Origin of the sequence: Stieleria marina (assembly GCA_007741555.1) — a bacterium.
GTDB lineage: Bacteria > Planctomycetota > Planctomycetia > Pirellulales > Pirellulaceae > K23-9.
In genome coordinates this window covers 2,227,208-2,251,210 of sequence record CP036526.1, presented here as the reverse complement: position 1 = coordinate 2,251,210, position 24,003 = coordinate 2,227,208, and the positions used below count along the sequence as shown (strand labels likewise).

Annotated in this window: 1 protein-coding gene; it reads left to right on the top strand. The window is 55.7% G+C overall.

Going from position 1 to position 24,003, the window contains the following annotated elements:
- The first annotated feature begins 198 nt into the window (after positions 1–198).
- Positions 199–23,931 carry a tandem-95 repeat protein gene (locus K239x_RS07820; protein ID WP_145417282.1) on the top strand — a complete coding sequence of 7,911 codons (23,733 nt, stop codon included), beginning with the start codon at positions 199–201 and terminating at the stop codon, positions 23,929–23,931.
- Positions 23,932–24,003 lie beyond the last annotated feature (72 nt).

Sequence of the window (24,003 nt, the reverse complement as noted above, 5' to 3'; positions counted from 1 at the left end):
GCCGCAAAATGTTGATCACCGCAAGTTGATTGTGTTCAAACATGTCGTTAACGGTGTATTATGGGCGTCGATATTATTGGCCCAGCTTAGGCCACAAATGCTTCCTTGCGGGTCGCTATGGCAACCAACTGCTGCCGTAGCCATTTTTCCGCATTGTAAATACATCATCGAATACCTCCTTAGTCATTGCGTCGCTTTATGAACAAACGACAACTTCGCCGCCGTACACTTCGTGACAATCTAAAGACTCGACGTGATTCTTCGCGCAAGTTACATCACGAGACACTGGAGCGACGCGAACTGCTTGCTGCGGAATTGATGGACGTCGCGTTTGCACCAGGAACACCGCAAGCAGATATCGACCGCTGGTATCAACAGCGTGCACTGGACACTGCCGGCCAAGGCCAACAGGCAGCCAATCTTGGAACCGCCGACGCGCGTTGGCGAACTTCGGCCAGCGGTGCTAGTCCTGACATCGGCGATGCAGCGACGATCACGTGGAGCATCGTGCCAGACGGCACATCTGTTACCGGGCTGGCCACGAATGAAACGAGCGACTTGATTGCGTTCTTGGATGGCATCTACGGCAACGGTGGCGCGACTGCGACCGACCCCGTCGAATCACGACCCTGGTTTGGGCTAATCCAACAATCGTTTGACGCATGGGAAAATGTCAGCGGCATCGACTTTGTTTACGAACCCAACGACGACGGCGCTGCGCAAGGTGGCAGTGGCCCCGGCTTGCTTGGCACGCGTGGCGACATCCGAATCGGCGGTGGTGACAACAGCGCCAATCCAACCAACCTTGCCTTTGCGCAACTACCGGTCAACGGCGGTAACTTTGGCTTGGATGGTGACATGGTCGTCAATACGAGCAGTGGTTTTTACGCCGCTAATTCCGATGGTCCAACTGGGCTGAACCTCGGACTGCGAAACACGCTTGCGCACGAAATCGGCCACGCGGTTGGTATCTCGCATGTCATTCCCGATCAGACCGGAACGGCATTGATGGAACCCACCGTTCCATTGTCGATCGATGGTCCTCAGCACGATGACATTCTGGGAGCCCAAACGCTGTATGGCGATGTCAACGGAGACAATGACATCCAGACCCACGCGACTCCCATCGGAACGCTTAGCAGTTCGATCGCCAGCGTTTCTGGTGTATCGATTGACAACGAAACGGACGTCGACTGGTACAGTTTTGAGGCGACCGCGGGCCAGTTCTTTGGGATGTCGCTCACTCCCGATGGAGAAGTCTATGACATCGGTCCGCAAAACGGCGTGGTTAGCACCGTAGATAGTCGTCGTAACAGTGACCTTCGATTCGACGTTTTCGACCCGCTGGGCAACCTAGTTACCAGCCAATCAAGCCAAACACTTGGTGCGACCGAAGCAGCTTTCGCCGTCCCCTTGTCAGCATCGGGCACTTACACCGTTTCGGTTTCTGGCGCCAGCCCGCTGGGGCCAGCGACTGGCACCGTGACTCCGACGCAACTCTACACGTTGTCGTTGAGCGAGGAGATCTTTACGGGCCCGCAGTTGATCGCGATTCGCCCCGATGCCGATGGATTGCTCAATGACGGCGACACATTGAACGTTGCTCCCAGCGAATTCAATTTATTCTTCAAAGGCGGAGCCGGGCTGGACGAATCCACCATCAATTCCGACACCATCAAACTGGTTCGCAGTGGCGGCGATGGTGTGTTTGGCAACAGCGACGACGTCGAAGTCTCACTTGGCTTTGTGGGCCTGAATAATCCGGGCAGCACTGATCCGACCGATTTAGCGCACATCGTTTTACGGCCCGCCAGCAGCGCAGGCTTTAATTCGAAGAGTGACACCAACCAATTCCCCGACGATTTCTATCAAATTCAAATCATCGGCGACGGAGCTTCCACGCTCAGTAACTTGGCTGGCGAAGCAGTCAACAACGGCAACAATCTGATCACCAACTTTCACTTGGATCGCGGTGCGCTCGTCGTCAGTGTCGTGCCACAACCAGTCACTCGCAGCGGCAACACACTGTCGCAAGACAACAAAGTAATTGAGGTCTACTTTGACAATCAAGAGCTGGAACAGGCTGACGCCGAAAACGTCAACTTCTATCGTTTGTATGACGCGGATACGAAATCTCCTGCTGCCGAATCGACTCCGAGTTCGGTCGTCTACGACGCCGCGAACAACAAAGCCACGCTGACATTTACAAACGATATTCCCGAAGGCTCGTTCCGTCTGGACATCGGCCAAGCCGTCGATAGCGACCCGCTAGTGAACGATCGCGGCAACTTGGGTGTTAACGACATTAGTGTCAGCTTCGACACCGCGATTCCGTTGGGCACGGTCAATGCCGGCGCACTGGCTGACACGTCAATCCGATTGGCAGGTCGAATTGAACCCCAAACCTCCATCGCTCTGCCACCGCTGCCTGGCGGTGAAGACGATCCTGGCCACCGCGAAATCCAACGGGAGCAACATGTCGCTTCCACTGGAACAACGCCTACGATTCCGACCGCAATCCGGACAGTCCAGTACCACTTCCCACTGGTGCTGGGTGAGTTCGTTTCGGGCGACCCTAACAACCCAGGTCAGTATTTGAATCTGATCACGGAAACTGAGAAGCAAATCGTTCGCGATATCTTTGAGATCTACGCCAAGGAATCAGGATTCGAGTTTATTGAATCCACCAATGAAATTGGCCTTAGCATTGGTAAAGGTGACTTGCGAGCGCTTGATTCAGACATTGGCCCGAACGACGGCGTCGCCGGACTTGGCGGACCGGGGCGAGTGGTTCTTAACGGAACTGGATTCAACCAGTCCAACCGATTTTACGGCGACGGATTCACGGGCGTGATGTTCCACGAGATCGGACATGCGCTTTCGCTGAGCCATGCCTACGATCAACCTGCTGTCCAAGGTCAAGGCCCGATCGCTAACGAAGTCTTGCCAGGCGACAACGACATCCTGCATTTACAAAGGATCTCTGCGCCCAACAGCACCGACATCGACGTCTACTCCTTTTCTTTGCCAACGGCTGGACGGCTAAGTGCAGAGATTTTTGCAGAGCGTTTGACGCTCGCAGACGACTTGAAAGAACCCAGCCTGCTGAACAGCGCGCTGTCGCTTTACCGATTTGATACGACAACGGGAGATCGAGTCCTTGTCGCACGAAATGACCAGTACTTTGGCGCCGATGCATTTTTAGACATCGAACTCGAAAGCGGAACGTACTTCATCGGCGTCTCCAGCGCCGGAAACACTGCTTATGACCTGAACGTGCCTAATTCTGGATTTGGCGGTACCACAGACGGTGAGTACGAACTGGCACTGAATTTCAAACCTGACGCCGTGGCCGAACTGCGTGACACACGCGGCACCGCACTCGACGGTGATGCGGACGGGACACCGGGAGGCGTGCATCAATTTTGGTTCCAGTCGACAGCTCCTGGCAACACCATTTTCGTCGACAAACTGGCTGACACGCTCCAAGCTCCAGGACAGGGCCTAGGAACATTGGCCAGCCCCTTTGAATCGATCAGCCAGGGCTTAGAGGCGGCCGCGGCACGAGTCGGCACAAGTATCACGTCACCAACTATCGTGCGAATCGTGGGAAACGGTGGTCTTGATGGTGATGTAAGTACGCTGGCAGACAACCGGGCTTACTTAGTGGGTACCGCGATCGGCGGCGCGACGTTGCCTGATGGCGCTGAGTTCCGCGTCCCGGCTGGTGTCACCGTGATGCTGGACGCTGGCACGCTGATCAAAATGCGCAAAGCAAACATTGACGCTGGGTCAACGGCAGCGGGAATCAACCGTGCCGGTGGTTCGATTCAAGTCCTGGGCACGCCGACTCACTCAGTCTTCCTGCGCTCCTATCACGACGATACAGCAGGCGGAAACAGCGACGGCGGAATCACCACACCTGACGCTGGTGACTTTGGCGGCATCGTGTTCCGCGACGATTCGGACCGCGAAGCCAACGGCATTTTCTTGAATCATGTCAATCATGCGGACATCAAACATGGTGGCGGAAAAGTCTTTGTCGACAGTAACGAGTTGACGTTCACATCGATCCACATCACCAATGCGCGGCCAACGCTGTCGTACAACTTGATCTCCGAAGGTGCAACATCTGCGATCTCCGCCAGCCCGGATAGTTTTGATGACTCCCTGCGCCGAATCGGGCCAGACATCCAGGGCAACTATCTAGTAGGTAACTCGATCAATGGCTTGGCCATCCGAATCGATACGCCAAGCGGTTCCGGACTGACCAAACTGCAAGTATCCGGTCGTTTCGACGACACTGACATCACGCACGTGCTGAGCGAAAACCTCATCATCGCCGGTGGATCGGGCGGTGCGATCGTTGACGGATCGGGAAATCTTGTGGCACGTCCCGCCGGTCGTTTGCAAATTGATCCGGGCGTGGTGATCAAATTGAACCGATCACGTATCGAGGTCGAACGCGGGGCGGGCACACTGATCGCCGAAGGCACGGTGGGGCGACCAGTTGTTTTCACCGCTCAGGACGACAAACGCTACGGCGGCAGCGGTTCGTTTGACACTAACCAGTCACCCAATAGCGTCGCACAACCCGCGGCCTGGGGCGGTCTGTACTTTGGCGAAGGAACCAGCGGCAGCATCGACCAAGCGATCATCACTTTCGGTGGTGGCAACACGGGTATCGAAGGCAGCGATTTTCCGTTCAATGCACTCGAAATCCATCAATCCGACGTTCGCGTCGTCAACAGTCTTTTTCAAGACAACGCGGCGACATCCGCGGTCAGCGACAGCCGACGAAACGGCCGCGGATCCAATGGTGTTTCGACGATTTATGTGCGTGGCGCGCAGCCCGTCTTGATCAACAATACGATCAAGAACAACGAAGGCACGCCGATCAGCATCAACGCCAATTCGATGTTGGCAGAAATTCAGCGAGACTACGGTCGCGCGACGGGCCCTGCCGAACCGTTCACGTTGTTTGACGACAACTACGGCCCACTGATTCGGCTCAACAGCCTCGAAAACAACGGCGGCAGCAATGGTGCCGTCAACGGGATGCTGGTTCGCGGTGAAGAAGTCACCGTCGAAAGCGTCTGGGACGATACCGACATGGTGCATGTGCTTCAGAACGAAGTATCGGTCGATAACTTGCACACGCTTGGTGGACTGACACTGCAAAGTAGCAATTCAGAAAGCTTGGTGATCAAACTAAGCGGTGCCGACGCTGGCTTTACCGCAACGGGCACTCCTGCCGAGATCATCGATCGCATCGGTGGAACGATTCACGTCCTTGGAACGGTTGGACACCCCGTCATTTTCACTTCGGTCAACGACGACTCCGTTGGCGCTGGATTTACACCAAGTGGAATTGTCAATCGAAACACCAACAACAGCGTCGGAACGACAACCGGTACGCCGGGTGACTGGCGTGGGTTGGTGTTTGACGAATACAGCAACGATCGCAACGTCGCCATCGTGCGCGAGCTAGAGAACCCGTTGACTAACCGGCAGAACGTCAACGGAACACCGACTCAGGCTCAGAACATCGGTGTTTTAGCCCCCAACATTGCTTCTGCGGCGACGCCGACTCCCGCCCAAAAATCGGGTGATGACAACCGCCGACTTGGGTTCGAGATCCATGGCTTTATCAGCCCTGACGACGGTAGCGATACCGACGTGTATAGCTTTACGGGAACCAATGGCACGCCGATCTGGATTGACATCGACCGTACCGATTCAACGCATGATTTGGTGATCGAACTGATCGACGCCACCAGTGGAATCAGTTTGGTCAGCTCCAGTGGCCCCGATCAGTTCGGTGGCGTCGGTGCGGCAACACTGACTCAAAACATCCTTCGCGGAGGCGACTACTACTCACAAAACTACCGGGACCCTGGGTTCTACTACGTTCTGAATCAGCCCAACGCGGCGATTGGAACCGAAGGAACTTTCTTTATCCGCGTTAGCAGCAAGACTGCAGCGGCGGGTAACGAGCAAAGTCGCGGCAAGTACCAGTTGCAAATCCGCACGCAACAGCTTGATGAGTTCCCTGGTTCGACCGTTCGCTTTTCGGACATTCGATTCGCAGACACCGGAATCGATGTCCGTGGGTTGCCGGCACACAGTCCATTGATCGCAGAAGCTGGCGAAGTGCTGGCCGCAAATGGATCCGATGTCAATGATTCATTCGCCAACGCTTCCACGCTCGTAAACTTGCTGGAAACCGATGCAGCAGCCATCGGGCTTTCCGGAGCATTGGGCAGCGAGACGGACGTCGATTGGTACCAATTTGATTTGGATCAAACCGGTGTCCAAGTCATCGGCGGCGTCAATGACGGTGCGGGTGCGATCGCTGTGGTGCTGGACATCGACTACGCCGATGGTGCAGTCAGCGCAGACACGACGGTCGCGGTCTACGACCAAAATCAACGGTTGGTCTACATCGGACGCGAATCAGACATCACCGATGACCAACGTCCCGACGGCGTACTCAGTGTCAATGATTTGACACGCGGGTCGTTGGCAAAGAAGGACAGCTACATCGGTCCGATCCACCTGACTCCTGGCTTGGGGGGTCAAACTTACTATGTCGCTGTGATGAGCAATCGCCAACAGCCTTCGGCGCTGAACGGCATCTTCCAGTCCAGCGTCTCCAACGCGACTGCACAAACACGCTTGGAACCGGTCAATTCGGTCACGCGAATCGTCGAAGACCACCTTGGATTGGTCGGCTACAACTCCAACGGCGTAACAATTTCGCCGACGACTGGCGCGCTCTTTGATGTAACCAATCCCAATACTGAAATCCAAGGACTGACCCTGGGCGACGTGGGGCTGTACGTCGCCACGGACGTCGCTGGCAACACTGGACAAGCGGGCGCCAACGACAGTCTTTATACATACAATCCGTTCACGGGCGGGACCTACGTGACCCGTGTCAGCACCAACATCTCGACGGGCGGTTCAGGATTTGATGATGTCCAAGACATTGTCGTTCGGAGTGACGGGCGGATGTTTGGCTACCAACGCCAAATCCCAAACCAACCTCTGAACCAGCCCAACTTCAGCGTGCCTGACCGCGTGGGGCAATTGGTCGAAATCGACCCAGCGACTGGGCAAGTCATCGCGGGCTCCCAATCCAACGACAACATCGCTGGGCCCGTTATCGGCACGGCTGGGCTAACCGTCCCCAACACGGCCACCTTGGCTGACAACATCGGCACCCACTTGGAACGCGCTGACGAGTTCACTCTGTCAGACGAAGTCGATGCGTTTACCTTTGAACGTCGGGATCAAGGCGGCCCAGCGGATGCTCCCGTGCCTATCTATGACACCTACTTCTCGGTTCGCGAGTCGGACATTGCATCGCGATTGTACCGCGGCGATGGTGACGGAAATGCCGCTCCTGTAAATGCAGGTGCAAATCCCGATTATGGCGTCATTGGTGATATCCAACCGGCTGGCGTGACGTTTGCAACGCAAACGTTTGAAGCGATCCAACCGGTCCCAATGGCCCCCCCAAACATCAGCGAGATCCGCATCAAATCTCGCGACGCGGGCAGTGTTGGAAATTTCAGACTGGAATTTGCAACTCGCCCCAACAATTTGAACATGGTGGTCGGCGCAAACATTGACTTTGACGCCAATACCGGCGTGTCGACACGAGTGATCACCCTGACGATTGGTGCCGTTCTCAATAACATGGGCATGATCACCAATGCCCCCAGCGCGGCCGCCATCACGCATGCGATCAACAGCCACCCAACGGCCAAAACTTGGGTTACTGCGATTATCGCCGGTGGTAATCAAAACGCTCCGTTCGGCGACGGAGCTGATGGAATTCCAGCAATCGGATTCACGCCCAGTGCCACGACAACCGTTGTAGGCTCGGACGGGTTTGATCCCTACGGACCACTTCGTGGGCGTGTAACGGGCCTGTCGTTTGGCGGCTATGACGGTTCCGGCAACCACACCGGTCCTCTTTATGGCGTGACCACCGCTGGCGAACTGATCACGATCGATCCCGATACAGCAGAAGTCACCAACATCTTGGAGTCCGGCGACGCGTTTGGGGTCGAAAACTTAGATTTCCAAGGATTGTCGCTGGGACCTCAAAGCGTTGAAGGCGGGCGTTACCGCAATACGTTGTTTGCTGTGACAGGCGACGGCGAGATCGTTGCATTCAATACGGCGACGCAATTGAGTGATCCGGTTTTCGATACGGATGTCGTAACTCAAACCATTACCGTTGCCGGCGGCACGCCAAACGTCGGCTACTTCACGATTACCTCGGATGCTGGAACTGGCGCCGATCCGCGTGCTCGTTTTACTACCGTTCCGATCGCAGACGACGCCCCTGCAACATTGACGGTCAACGAAAGCCAGATTCTTGATACGACTGGCTACTCCAGTGTGACATCGGGACTGCAAAGCACATTCACGCTTTCCCTGGTCGATGACCAAGGCGCGATCACTAGCTTGAGCGCCAATAACACAAACAACAACAATCCGGTGAATGTGATCAGTGCCACTGACACGATCATCCCCGTCGAAAGCGTTGCTGGATTTCCAGCACCAGGGGTCACTGGAACGCCGTTCGTTATCCAAATCGACAACGAACAGATGCGAGTCACGACTGTCGGCAGCAATTCACTCACCGTCGATCGCGGCTGGAACGGGACAACTGCCGTCAGTCATGACGATACCGCAACCGTGTTTGAAATCGTCAAAACCGAACTTGCGGTGCCAGCGTCCATCCCGAGCAACGGATCGACACTGAGTGCATCCATTGACGATCAAAACACCTCCACCGTGGTACCGGTCGCCAACGCATCGCCATTCAGCATCGGCGACATTATCCGAATCGGTGACGAAGAGATGATTGTCAACGGCGTCAGTCTGATTCCGTCTCAGTTGACCGTGTCCCGTGGTGTCGGCGGAACCACCAGCACGCACCACAACCCGACGTCAGTCGCGCCCAGTTCAACGCCAACCGCGGTAACGATTGTCAGCGATACTCTTTCGGTTCAAGACGCCTTGCCATTCGCTTTGGCGGATCGCTTGCGGATTGGTAATGAAGACATGCGGATCCTGAGTTTCAACACCGGATTCAATACGGTACGTGTCGTTCGCGGAGTCAACGGCACGGCCCTGGGGGCTCATGCAGCAGGAACCGCTACGTTCAAACTGGACACGACAGCACCGATCGATATCAATGCAACACTGACGACCGTGCAGGCCGCAATCGAAGCCTTGCCAAGTGTGGGAAGCGGAAACGTGTTGGTCGAAGGCGGCCGTCTATCGGGCGACGCTTTTGACACCGATGACGTGCTGACGACCGCCGACCTGACCAGAAATCCCGAAACCATCACGTTCCTGGGTGACCTGAAGGGCAAGGACCTGCAACCGCTGACGACCGACACAACTAACTTGGTCGGCGACGAGATCCAAACGATTTCGTTGGATACAAACATCAACCACGGCAACTTCCGACTGGATTTCTATCCCAGTACAGGGGGTGTCCAGACAACGGCCGACATCCCATTTGATGCATCCGCTTCTCAAGTCCAACAAGCTTTGGAGTCGCTCTCATCGATCGGTGTTGGCAACGTCGTAGTCACAGGCAGTCAGCTTCCTGGCGGCCCGCTGAGTGTCCAATTTGTCAACGAACTAGGAGACCAGGACGTCAACCAATTGGTGGTCGACCGAGGGGCACTGAACGATTTCGAGGTTCACACGATCACTTTGGCAGGTACGCCGATCAGCGGCGACTATCGATTGTCAATCAACGACGCAGCAAACGGCATTTTCGGTACCACCAACCCAATTTCGTTCGATGCGACCGCCGCCCAAGTCCAAACAGCGATCATCAATGGCGTCCCTGCGCTAAACAACACGAACGTGGTCGTCACGGGTGGCCCATCGCCGACGACGCCATTTAGTGTGCAGTTCATTGGTAATCTGGCGGGCAACCATGTCACGCCTTTCCGTCTTGCCGAAGACGACAACACTTTGGCACCGTTGACGGACAACGGGGTATCATTTGACGTTCGCGCCGTCGCGCCCAACACCGTCCAAAAGCTGGAACTGTCCAACATCACTAGCTTTGGTTCATTCCAACTGACGCTCAGTGATCCCAATCTGGGTACAGGAACGACGGCCAACCTGCAGTACAACGCCACCGCAACCCAAGTGCAAAACGCGCTGCAAGGCGCGCTGCCCCAGTTGGCGGGCAATTTAAACGTGACGGGCGGTCCTGTGCATACCACGCCAATCCTGATTGAGTTTACGAATGAACTTGCAGGGCTGCCGGTGGCTCAGATTCAAGTTGTCGGCGCACCTGCCTTTACGCCAGCGGCGACACTGTCGACGTCGATGGATCAATTCGCGATTGTCAGCGCTCGCAACGAGATTCAATCGATCGAACTGACGGGCACACCGACAGGTGGAACCTTCCGATTGACATTGAATGATCCTGCCAATGGTTTCTTCAACGCACAGTCAGACTTAATTGATTTCAATGCAGATGCTGCCGCGATCCAGGCGGCACTGATCAGTGGAATCCCCGATCTCGCTACCGGCGGCGCCAACAATATCTTTGTCGAAGGCGGCCCCGTAGACAGCGCACCAATCCGGATCGAATTCATCCGTGGATTGTCTCGCGTTGAGATCGCTGAATTCACAGTCGAATTCGTCGACAACTTGCTCCTGCCACCGACGCAAAACACAGTCGAGATCGTCGAGGTTCAAGCCGCTGCGAATCCGCTGTCGATCAACGAAATCCAACAGATCGTATTGACCGGTGCCAATGCGACCGCCGGACAGTTCACGCTTTCGTTGGAAGTCCCGGCCGAACAGGGCGCGACCTTGAATGCCAGGGTCGTCAAAACTTCCAGCGTGATCAATTACAACGACAACGCGGTCCAAATCGTCAACAAGATCGTGGCTGGCATCCCCGAATTGGCAGGGCAGATCCTTGTCACGGGCGGACCGCTTTCGCAAGCCAATACCAACGGCCCAGCGATCACGATCGAATTTATCAATGACTATGCCGGATTTGATGTCAGCCTTTTCGATCTCGCCATTACGACTGCCGTTGCTCCAGGTGGTGCCAGTATCGATCTATCGACACCGCGAAATTCAGTGCCGCAGACGCCGACGATAGGAACCACCCGTGACGGGATCGAAGTCTTTGCCCCAATCACCGAAGAAAACGACGGCGTACTGAGCGTGTTTGATGCATTGGATGCATTGCCGAACTTAGGCGTCAACGGGGCAGGCGTAAGCAACATTCGTGTCTCGGGCGATCTGCAAAACCCTGGATCGACGGTTAGCTTTGCAGACAATCTGGCAACGGTCGACGTGAATGATTTCAACATCAACAACTTCTTGATGCAGAATGTCCCACCGTTTGTCTCCGACGTCCCAGCCCCTTACAACGGCACGAACACGACGATAGCGTTCCTGTCGAACACATCATCAATCAGTGACGGTTTTGCAGACAGCCCGATCATGACAATCGATGGCTACGAAAGCGGCCCTAATCAGGGCAACCAGCGTCCTATCGGTTTGGCGTTTTCGCCGTTTGACTTCAATCTTTGGCACCCGACGACACGTCGCGGCAACGACGCCGGTCACGGGATCAATTTTGCTGACGATCTGAGCCGCTCTCCCGGCAATCCAGATGTTGTCATCTCCCTGGACGGCGTCAGTGATGACCGCAGGTTCAAAGAAAGTGCGGGTGGCGTCAGCTTGTACTTTGGGCTGGAACCTTGGCTACGAAACGAATTGGTCGGCAGCGAGTCGTACCTGACCTACACGGACGGCGTCAACGCGCAGCTTGGTATTGCCAGCACGGCGATTCACCAGGACCTTAGCAGCAACCCTGCCATCGTGACCGGAGTAGGAGAAACTGGAACGGGTTCATACAACCTCCCCGGTGGTGCGGCCGGATCCATCAAAAGCCAATCGTTCGACTTGACCGGTTCCGAAGCGACGGACCGACCGACGTTGTATTTCAACTACTACTTGGAAACAGAGAACCACTCCGGCTCCACTCGTAATTCGGACGGCAACAACCCCTTCCGCGACTCGGCTCGCGTATGGGCGTCACGCGATGGAAAGGCTGACGATGATCCCACGAAAGAGTGGGAACTGTTGGCGACAAATAACTCAACTCTAAGTGCTGACAATGTCTCTGACTCTCCCGGCACGTCGGAGCTGGGCAGTTTCTTGTCACACTTGTCGGATGCAGGTTTGCAGAGCTCAAATCCACGCAGCACAACTCAGCAGATCCGTCAGGAATTGTTTGACAACAGTTCGCAGTGGCGTCAGGCCCGCGTTGACTTGTCAACGTTTGCCGGCGAAGCAGACGTGCAACTACGGTTCGACTTCGCGACTTCGGGTGCCATGAACGACCCAACGCTGAACAGTGGCGCGTCGGGCAATATCGATGGAACGTTTGGAGAATTCTCCGACAACGAACGGTCGATTCGCGGACTTGCCAACCAATTCGAAGGGTTCTATATCGATGACATTGTTGTCGGCTTCGCTGAACGCGGTGAGATGGTCACCGGTGCATCAGGCGATTCGGGAATCACCGACCTGAATGCGTCGGCTCGTACCAACAACACCGACCCCTTCCGAGGTGCCTCAATTTTGTCGGGCCCGTACCAGCTGGAAATCCGTCGCACCGGCGAATATCAAAACTGGCGGTCGACCGCGCAGAACACAAGTGTTGGAGTTACGTACGACACGAACGATCGTCACATTATCGATTTGACCGAAGTCGCTACTGTCGACTTCGAATCGGCCGGTTTCCCTAGCAACACTCCCATCGATGCGACGCAGATCAACGGCGTCCCCGGTTTTGGCGGTGTCATTCCCGTGTTTACTCGTACAACGACCAACCCACAAACGGGAGCCTGGTCGCTCGAGGCAAGCAATCCGTATTCGGCGTACCAAGTCACAACAACGCAGCTAGGTGGATCAGCGACTGAAGCAGGCGTGATCGAGTTCACCTATAGCGTCGATACTTCGATCGATCCAGACGTCGACGACGGCATGTATTTCCTGATCGATGGCGTTCCGCAGAACCTAGTGGCTCCCGATCCAGACTTCCCCAATTCAAGCGATTCTCTGCTGGCGAAAGGCGAACTGAGCTACCGAACTGTTCGCTTTAACTTGCCATCCGGCCCCCACACGCTGACATGGGTATTCGATGGTACCTTCGGCACCGGAACCGCCTTCATTGACAACATCGTTCTACTGCAAGGTGGAACAGGCCTGTTGGCGGACTCGAATCGCGAACGCGAACAAGGGCAGTTCGTCATCGAATCGAACTTCATCACTGATTCGGCCAATCGCGGAATCAATGTTCAGCCCGGGCAAGAGCAGGGGACCCTGGGAGGCGTTTCGCACCCTGGATCGCTAATTAATTTCCCACAAACCAATGCGGACCGCTTGGTACCCGGCATCGTGATTACCAATAACGTCGTGGTTGGATCTGGCACCGGGATTCGTTTCGCTGGCGAAACAACGTCCAACCCGCAACGTCCCGTTCCGTTTGGCCGCATTGTCAACAACACCCTGTCCGGTGTTAGCCGTAGCGGAACCGGAGTCGAAATCGCCGGCATCGCCAGCCCGACCTTGATGAACAACTTGTTCACGGATCTGGGCACCAGCATCGTCAACAACAGCACTGCCGTCGCCAACTCTAGCGAAGCACCGATCATTCGATCGAACTTCTTCCAGAGCAACAACAATGACCCGAACCTAGGCACTGCGTTCATCGACGCTGGCAACACAGGTTCACCGTTTGTGGATGCCGCAAACCGAAACTACTATCCCGTCGACGGCTCTGCCGCGATCGATAGTGGCCAAGACAACGAACAAGACCGCGCTGACTACAAGACGTTTAAAGTCGAACTTGGCATTCCCGAGTCCGCGATTATCGCTCCCACGCGAGACGTCTACGGTCAATTGCGAATCGATGGCAGCGGTTCCCCCAGCGGTGGTGGATCAAGTGTCTTTATCGACCGCGGAGCGGTCGACCGCAGTGACGAAGACGCACCGTTCGCTGTCATTCTGAACCCGTTGGACGACAATGCCGTCGATCGCGACCCGAATGAAACCATCGTCCACATGACGGATTCCTTGCTGGAAAACTTCAGGATTTTGTTAGGTGATGGCCGTGGACCGAATTCGCCGTTTGAAGGAACTGGCGTCGATGGGCTGACCGTCAACGACCCAAGCGATCCGAACGTTTCGCGTCGGGCTGTAAAAATAGAACAAGACGGCATCCAGTTGGAGCAGGGCGTTGATTACGAACTGGGCTACAACGAACTCTCGGGCGTATTGCTACTGACGCCACTGTCAACGCTTTGGGAAAAATCCAGCGTCTACAAAATCTCGCTCGACAACACTCAGATTGCCGATCGCGCTGGCAATCGATTGCGTCCCAACCAGCCGGATGCTACGACCGAATTCGTGATCATCATTCCCGAAGTCGATATCGATTTTGGAGACGCACCGGCCAGCTACGGCAGTTTGCTTGATGACAATGGTGCTCGGCACGCTGGCATCAATGAAAACACTCCGCGATTTGGCACGTACTTGGACGGCGAACCTGATTCAGCGGGCGTTGGCACCGACGACCTGCCATCGGTGGTTACCGTGGACGGAAACGTGCAAGACACCGGCAGCGGCCCGTTTGCGATCAACAACGTGGCGGGCACTACGACCGTCGTTTTGTCTTCAATGCCCAGCGTGGGTGACAACTTGCAAGTCGGCGCCAATGGACGGTCGATCAATTACGAATTCGTTCTTACTGGAGCAACGGCTTCGGCTGGCCGCGTTCCTGTCTATTACGAAGCGACCGATACGCTTGCGGAAATCACCGCGGCGTTGACCACCGTCATGCAGTCGACCTTGCCTGCCCAGAACGTACAAGCCAGCGTCAACCAAGCCGATTCAGCGGTGGCTGAACTGACGATTGTTGGTTTGGATGACGAAGATGGTATTTTGATCGGCCAAGCGATCGTCGACGGCATTCCTGTCGATGGGTTGTTCTTGGATCCCGAATGGAATCCAGGCGTTGATTCGCCCGAAGAACAGATCCTTAGCTACTTGAATCCCTTGTCGGCCGACGGCGCCGAACTGGTGATCAACACCACGGGCGGCGGATTCCTGGATCTCTGGATTGACTTCAATGACGACGGCGACTTCTTGGACATCGACGAACGAGTGTTGACCCGCTCGTTGGTTCTTGACGGAGAAAACCGAATCCTGATCGCGACTCCGGCCATGCCAGGCGTACTTCCTGGCGGCGAAGGAACGAGCGAATTGACTTGGGCTCGTTTCCGAATTAGCCCCAACGGAAGCCCATCGCACGATGGCTTGGTCGTCGGTGGCGAAGTCGAGGATTATCAAGTCCGCGTCGCTGCAGCCCGCACACCTGAACCTGGAATTGGCGGTGATCAATTCGGATTTGCCGAAGGCCTGCTCGAAGACACCGCGTTCACGGTCGACGGCCTCGTTTCGACGATCGATGGAACCGTCGCGATCGGCGACAACGATGAATTCAACGGTGCTGAAAACACGTCGTTCGTTTTGGAAGACGATGTAAGCAACGGCACACTGGTCTTTGGCGACGATGGCTCCATCGATTACACGCCGGACCCTGAGTTCTACGGATTCGATTACTTCACATATCGCATCGAGGGAACGCAGAAAGTTGATGTCAACGGAACCATCGTCGATTTGCCTGTTCGCAGCAGTCGTGTCGGCACCGTTACCCTCACGGTCAACGCGGTCAATGACCCGCCAACCGCCGAGAACAAGGACGATTCGACGACGATCACGACCGAACCGACGGACACCAACACGTCGACGGCGCTGACATTTACCGCCGATCAATTGTTGCAAGGAGCGACACCGCACGCCGACGTTGCTGCCCTTGGAAACACCTCCACGATCCGCAATCCCTACAACGAGAGCGAGCAGATTCTGAAAGTGATTCAGATCGCGGTTCTCGATGCGACGGGAACATCGACGCCCGTCATCGCTGCGGCAAACATGGCGGATCCGCTGACGCCCAATAATGGAACTTACACCGCGACGACGCACATCAACGGCACCGCAGGATATGTACCGGCCGGAACAGTGACCGTGACCGCATTCGACGGCAAGGTGACGATGGTCGTGTACCAGCCCAATGATGACTACAACGATTCCAATCCGTTCGCTGCGGGCGGAGCGTTGTCGTCGGATCAGTTTGTCTACACCGTTGCCGATGACGGCAGAAGTTCGTTGCCGGACGGTTCACTGGCTTCACCACAGCCGGCTCCCAAAACTGTCGACGCAATGGTGACGCTACATGTGCGTCCGCAAAACGATTCGCCGACGGCCGTTGCAGATTCGATCGACAGCGTGACGTTTGTCGGACGACCTTTATTGGAAGATGTCGAATTTGCGATTCCGCGATCGTTCCTGCTGGCAAATGACTTTGCTGGTGTAACGACAACAGATGACGAGAGCACCGGAATCAACGATGGATTCCTTTCGATCGTTACCGACGCGGGAACCGACCCGTTGTTCCCAACCGATTTCCAAGCGTACCCATTGACGACCGCTCAAGGCGGAACGGTTACGATTGACCCAATCAGCGGCGACTTAATTTACAAATCGGCACAGGACTACTACGGCCCGGATTCGTTTGAGTATTTCATCGTCGATCAAGGCGTCAGCATTTCTGCCGACGGCACTTCAGTCGTGCAACCGAAGTACCACAGTGCGACTGTTTCGCTGGTGGTCGACCCCGTCAATGACGCGCCGTCAGCGGCCGACAAGTCGTACACGGTTACCGAGGACATTCGGACGCCGCTGGTCATCACCAACGCTGACTTGATCGTCGGTGCCACCGGACACGCCGCCCCCGCTCTTGGCGCACCGTTTGACGAAAGCATCCAAGATGCACCGAACACAAACGTCACCGAAGTCGTCATCGGTGGTGTGGCTGTCAACGCCGCGAATGTCTCGACATTCACGTTGCCTCTCCCGACCAGTACAGACCCAGCGAATCCCCGGGGTTATGTCACGGCAATTAGCTTCACAGCGGGCGGCATCCTGGACCAGCTGGAATACTTGCCGGCTGAAAACTACAACAGCGACAATCCATTGGTGGCCGGAGTTCGGTCCTTTGATTCGCTGACGTTCTATGTGACTGACGATGACAACGCAGTGCTTCCGCAAGGCGGCAATGCAATCGTCACGCCAGAGAAATCGACCGTGCCAGCTACGGTAACGATCAACGTCACGCCTCAGAATGATGCCCCCGTGCCGGATGACGACATCGTCGCAACGGGCAACGCAAACTGGACGGCGTTTTCATCGGACAATCCGACCGAAGATCAAGCGATCACCATCCCACTGGCTTTCTTGCTGGATGGTGACACCAACGGACCTGCCGTCGCCCCAATCAATACGCAGGGCCTTGGGCTTCCAGCCAACGACGAACTGGATCTGACCAACGATGTTTCACCGTTGGTATTGGATTCGTTCGATCTGGTTACCGCAGAGGGCGGTACCGTAGAACTGCTGCCAAGCGGCGATCTGCTGTACACGCCGCCTGCCAACGTCTTTGGTTTGGACACGTTTGTGTACACGGTCATTGACGCGGGCATCAACGAAGATGTCAGCGGCAATCGTGTTGTGACCCCGCTGACTTCGCCGGCGACGATTTCCATTTTGCTGGATCCGGTCAATGATCCACCGACGTCGGAGAACCGCTTCTTTGACGACACGACCAATTCGGAAGACGACGTCATTGCGTTTAGCAAAGACGACTTATTGTTCAACGCCTTTACGCCGCCAGCCGTTGCTTCGGATGCGGATCCCGCACCGGTATCACCGTTTAACGAAGATGACCAAGATCTGCACATTGTCGTCATCACCGTCGCAGGCGAAACGATTGACGCAGGTACTCCGGCAAACCACGCCGAATTGGATGTCAGCGGAACGGGCCAGATCGTCCGCAGCATCGGCGCGTCGGGCAGCGAATTTGAGTTCAACTTTACCGACGGAAAATTCACGAATGGTTTCTTCCGCCCTGGACCTGACTACAACAGCCGCACGCCGTTTGCACCGATCGAATCATTCACGTTTGTGATTGAAGATGACGACAACGGCAGCACATTTGTGCCGGGTTCGACTCAAATTTACTCACCTGCCCCAGCGCCAACCTACGACTTACCAGCGTTGCGAAGCACACCGGTGACGGTCAACTTCGCGTTGGCGGCGGTCAACGACGAGCCGACGTTCCAAAATGCTCAGCGAACGATCAACTTCCTCGAAGACGATTTCAATTCCGAGATTGTGGTCACTCCTTGGGCCACGGACATCTATCCGGGCAACGTGACTTCGCTGGATGAAGATCAACGTGAAAGCGTCTTGTTCACCTTTGCCCCCGGCATGTCGGTCATTGATGCAGGGCTCTTCCGATTGGATCCAATCATCAACGTTGATCCGATTAGCCGCGAAGCAACTCTACTGCTGTACCCAAGCCCTGATGCGGTCGGGACAGCGACGGTTGTGATGGAAGTGCGGGACGTGGATAACGTGACACCAGGATTTGTGCCTCAAGTGCGGTTCGAGACGTTCACGGTCAACGTGCAACCTGTCAACGACGCCCCTGTGGTCGATCTCACCACGGTTACGACATCGGCCGACGACGGTCAGTCTCCACCTGACGAAGCCTATTCGGTCCTCAGCGATGGACGAATCACCTACACGCTGAAAGAAGACAACACCACGACCAACGGAAACACATCTCCGTATTACATTCCGCTACGCCAAGATGGCAGCGCGACGGGCTACTCGCCGATCGGTCTGCTGGATGTATTCCGAGTCGGCCCAAGCAACGAAGCCGACGGCACGGTCGGTGGATCGCAGACTCTTCAGCTGTCAAGTTTCCCGACACAGACTGTCCAAGGCGGAAGCTTGACGCCGGTCTTTGACGGTACGGGTGAATTGATCGGACTGAACTATCTGCCGCCGGTCGATGACAACAACCGTGTTGGACAGGACGACACGTTCATCTATGCCGCCACGGACACGAATACCGCTGGGCAGACCTACAACCTGCAAACTGGATTACTTGAGCAAGATCCGTTGACCGTGTTCAATCAGGTTCGGTTCAACTTGCTACCGGTCAACGATGCTCCTGTCTTTGGTGTCAGCACCACAGAGGTCGACGCAACAGAAGACAGTGGACTGCAAACGATCAATGGATATGCGTTGAACATTGCCCCGGCACGATCGACTGCGACGGACGAGACCAGCACAACCATTGGTCAGACGACGTCATTCCAACTGACGCCAACAAACTTCACGGCCCCGATTTCGTCGCTCTTCAGTGTCGCGCCGTCGATCGACGCGACTTCGGGCGCCCTGACATTCCAGTCAGCTCCGGACGTATTTGGAGCCTACACATTCGATGTAGTGCTCATTGACAGCGGGGCCGATGACAACGCACGCGGCGACATCAATCGTTCCGTCGTGCGATCGCTGACAATCGACATCGCGCCAGTCAATGATTTGCCAACGGCCGGAAACCGCACGTTCGAGTCCAACACGTATGTCGAAGATGTCGACATTTCGTTTACCAAGGACCAACTCCTCAACGGTTTCTCGCCAATCGCGGTTCCTTCGGATTCCACACCGGTACCGATCGCACCATTCGATGAAACCGACCAGAATCTGAAAATCGTCGCCTTCGCAACCGGAAGCGAATCGATCGATGCGGGCCGTCCCGAAAACCACAGCGAACTGGACGCCAACGGTACCGGCACCATCACGCTGAGCAGCGGGTCGTTCGGCGGCACGTTTGAATTTAGCTTTGCCAACGGTGATTTCACCAGCGGTGTTTACCGACCTGGACCGGACTACAACGGCCGCACGCCGTTTGCATCTGCCGAAGTATTCAGTTTTGTCATCGAGGACGAAGACAATGCCAACACGGCCGCGCCGGGCACCACGCAGGTCTATGACTTGCCAGCTGCACGCAGCGAACCAGTCACGGTCGAATTCAAACTGAAATCGGTTAACGATCCGGTCACGTTTGAAAATGCACTCTCCGTTGTCAATGTGCTCGAAAACGACAACAACTTGCCAGTCATCGTCCGTCCGTGGGCGACGGAGGTTTATCCCGGCAACCGAACTTCGCTGGATGAACTTCAGCGTGAGACGGTTGTCTTTACCTACCTGCCATCGCAATCGACGGTGCCGGCTGGACTGTTCCGTTTGCCGCCTGAAATCAGCGTCAATCCGACGACGCGCCAAGCAAGCCTGACGGTGCACCCAAGCCCTGACGTAATCGGCACCGCTACCATCGTCATGCAGGTGCAGGATGCTGACACGGTAACTCCTGGATTCGTACCCGAGACCCAACTGGTCACGCTGACGGTCAATGTCCGTCCGGTCAACGACGCCCCCGTAATTGATCTGGGGAACATCAACACCAGCGACGACGATGGCAACTCGCCTGTCAACGAAGCGTATTCGGTCGCCAGCAATGGCACGATCACATACACGCTGAAGGAAGACAACACATCGTCAGGCGGTGTGACGTCCGAGTACAAAATCCCACTTCGATCCAGTGGCACCGGCTATCAGCCGATCGGACTGTTGGATGTCTTCTCGGTTGGCCCCGAAAACGAGTCCGATGGCTCCGAAGGCGGATCGCAGGTTCTGAATCTGTCGAATTTCCCATCGCAAACGAGCCAAGGCGGAAGCTTGGAACTGCGTGCGGATTCCAACGGTGACATGGCGCTGTTCTATACACCGCCAACGGATGACAACAATACGATCGGCCTGGATGATTCATTCATCTATGTCGTCAGCGACTCCAACGTCGACGGACAGACTTACAATCCGTTTAACAGTCAACTGGAAGCGGATCCGTTGACCCGAAGCAACGAAGTTCGCTTTAATCTGCTGCCCGTCAATGACCAACCGGTCTTTGAAGTCAGCACGAACGAAGTGCGTACCGCGGAAGACGCCACTATCCAAAATGTGGCTGGCTTCGCCTTTAACATCGCTGCTGGATCGCCAACTGCGACCGACGAAAACAGCTTCGCCAACGGACAGAGCAAGGCGTTTACGCTGAACCTGACCAATTCAAGTGAGCCAGTATCAACGTTCTTTAGTGTCGCGCCGCGAATTGACGCCAATACCGGAGTGCTGACCTACCAGCCAGCCGCGGATGTCTTTGGCAAATTCGTCTTCAACGTTGTCTTGGACGACGATGGAACCGACGACGTCGTTCGCGGGGACATCGACAAATCGATCACTCAGATTCTGACGATCGACGTTCGCCCTCAAAACGATGCCCCGGTCATCAACGCCGCAGCAGTTGGCAGCTTGTCGTTCGACACCAAAGAAGGTGAGACCCTGGTTATCGCCGCGAGTGGAGCTTCCGTCCAAGGTGACTTGTTGGGTGCCTTCGATGCAGGACCGACTAATGAATCGGCCGATATTGCACCGGCTCCTGGCGGAAACCAATCGATCACGCTTGGCTCTGTGCCTACGACGACGGTTGAAGGTGGCACGCTGACTCCTTTGACTGACACCAACGGCAACGTGACTGACTACCGGTACACGCCGCCAATCGGATTCGTTGGCCAAGACTCATTCAGTTACGAAATTGTCGACAACGGCGAAACCGTCCTGATAGGCTCGACTGGGACACCAATCCCCGATGCCCAGACATTGGTCGTCAACATCACCATCGACGTGGCCGCTGTTAATAACGGCCCCACGTTTACGGGTGGCGACGATATCGTCCTGGAAGAAGACGCTGGAGCGATTTCGATTCCAAACTGGGTGACCGGATTGCTACCGGGACCTGCTGGCGCAGCCGATGAAATCGCAAACCAGCAAATCACCTCGATCTCGATTGTCAAAGTCGGCGGCGACAATGTGCTGGTGGCTGATCCAATCGCAGTGCGATCGGGCGACGCGTTGACCTTGCAGTTTGAAACGGCTGCCGAAGCCAGCGGCCTTGCGATGTATGAACTGATCTTGGTTGACAACGGACCAAACGATCCGGGCAACAACGATGTCAACACGACTCGCCATCCGTTCCAGGTCGTCGTCGGAATCGACAATGACCCGCCGACGTTCACCGCCGGCCCCAACGTTACCGTGGTAGAAAGTTCGGGCCCCTACACTGCACTGTGGGCGACCAACATCTTGCCAGGGCCGGCAAACGAATCCGATCAGGAAGTCGAGCGTTTTGAACTGACGGTTCCTGCGGACAAAGCGGTGCTATTCTCCTCGCTGCCTGCGATTGATCCGTCGACCGGAATCTTGACGTTCACTCCGGCGACCTTTGCAAGTGGAGTGATTGATGTCCAAGTCGTCGCGGTTGACGACCTGTCCGAACGATCGGTTCCGCCTGTGACGTTGCAGATCACGATCACGCCAGTCAATGATGTACCGACGCCGTTTGACGACAACATCAGCACTGACGAAGACACGGTCCTTCAGATCGAACCGTCGGACTTGTTGGCAAACGACACTGATCCCGACACCCCGTTTGATCCATCCGAAACGATCGTGATCACGTCGACATTGGCTGCAACGTCCACGCTGGGCGCAGCACTTTCATTCGACAACAGTGGCAATATCATCTACGACCCAACCAATTCGGTTGCGTTGCAGGCCATGTCGCCTACTGATTCGTTGCAAGACGAATTCGTTTACTTCGTCACTAACCCCGATGCTCCGGGATCGCCTGCAGAACAACCTGCCACGGTGACCCTGACCGTCCAGGGACTGAATGACCGGCCTGATGTCCAACCAGATTCCGCCAGCGTATTCCCTGGTCAATCCGTCGAAATCGACGTCGTCGGACAACCAGGCGACCCGGGACAGGACACAGACCGAGACGGCGAAATCGATCGCAATTCGATCATCGTGACCCTGCAACCGGCCAATGGATCGGTCCGACTTAATCCAAGCGGAACGTTGACGTACACCGCTCAGGAAGGATTCACGGGATCGGATACATTCAGCTACACCGTTGCGGACAACCTTGGCCAACAAAGTGTGCCAACGAAGGTCACCATCAACGTCAGTGATTTCCCGTTTGCCAATCCTGACGTCGGCGGAAACGTTGACGCCGAGGCGGGCGAATCGTTCGTCCTTGATGTGCTGTCCAACGATCGCGGCGACTTAGATTTGTCATCGATTTTGATCGACACCAGTCCGCAGAACGGCACCGTTGACGTCCAGGCCGATGGCACCCTGCTTTACACGCCATCAGAACGGTTCAACGGACAAGACACGTTCAGCTACACGGTCGCTGACAACCAAGGACGCCGAAGTGCACCTGGTTTTGTCACCGTACCTAACGTTGCGAGCGGTCGACAAAACCCAGCGAACTTCTCCGATGTCAACGCCGATGGCGATGTCACTCCGGATGACGCACTGCGTGTCATCAACAAACTGGCTCGCGACGGACGTGATTCAAACGGCATTGTTTTGCCAAACGGAATTCCGATTGCTGCTGGCGATATGGGACCTGATTACTGGGATGCCAACGGCAGCCAGTCCATCACTCCCGCAGACATCCTGTACGTCTTGATTCAATTGGCCGAAAACGCCGCCAACGATCCGAACGCTGAGTTCGTCCAACCAAGCGGCGAATTTGTGCCGACGGACAGAATCGACGTCGGAACCAACTTGAATCGCAACGGTGATACTTTCGAGCCTGCAATGTCGGTCGAAGATTCGACCGACAAAGTCGTCGGTGCTTCGACTCTGGAGCCAGCAATCGATACTGAATGGATTGATCTGATCGCAGAAGAGGAAGAAAGCACCGACGACGATGTGTCCGCGATCGATGCAGCTTTGTCGAATCTGTTCTAGACGCCGGCGTCCAGATCGTCATATCGATCTGACGTGGACTGAAACACTTAAAACGGTGACGCCCCATTGGCT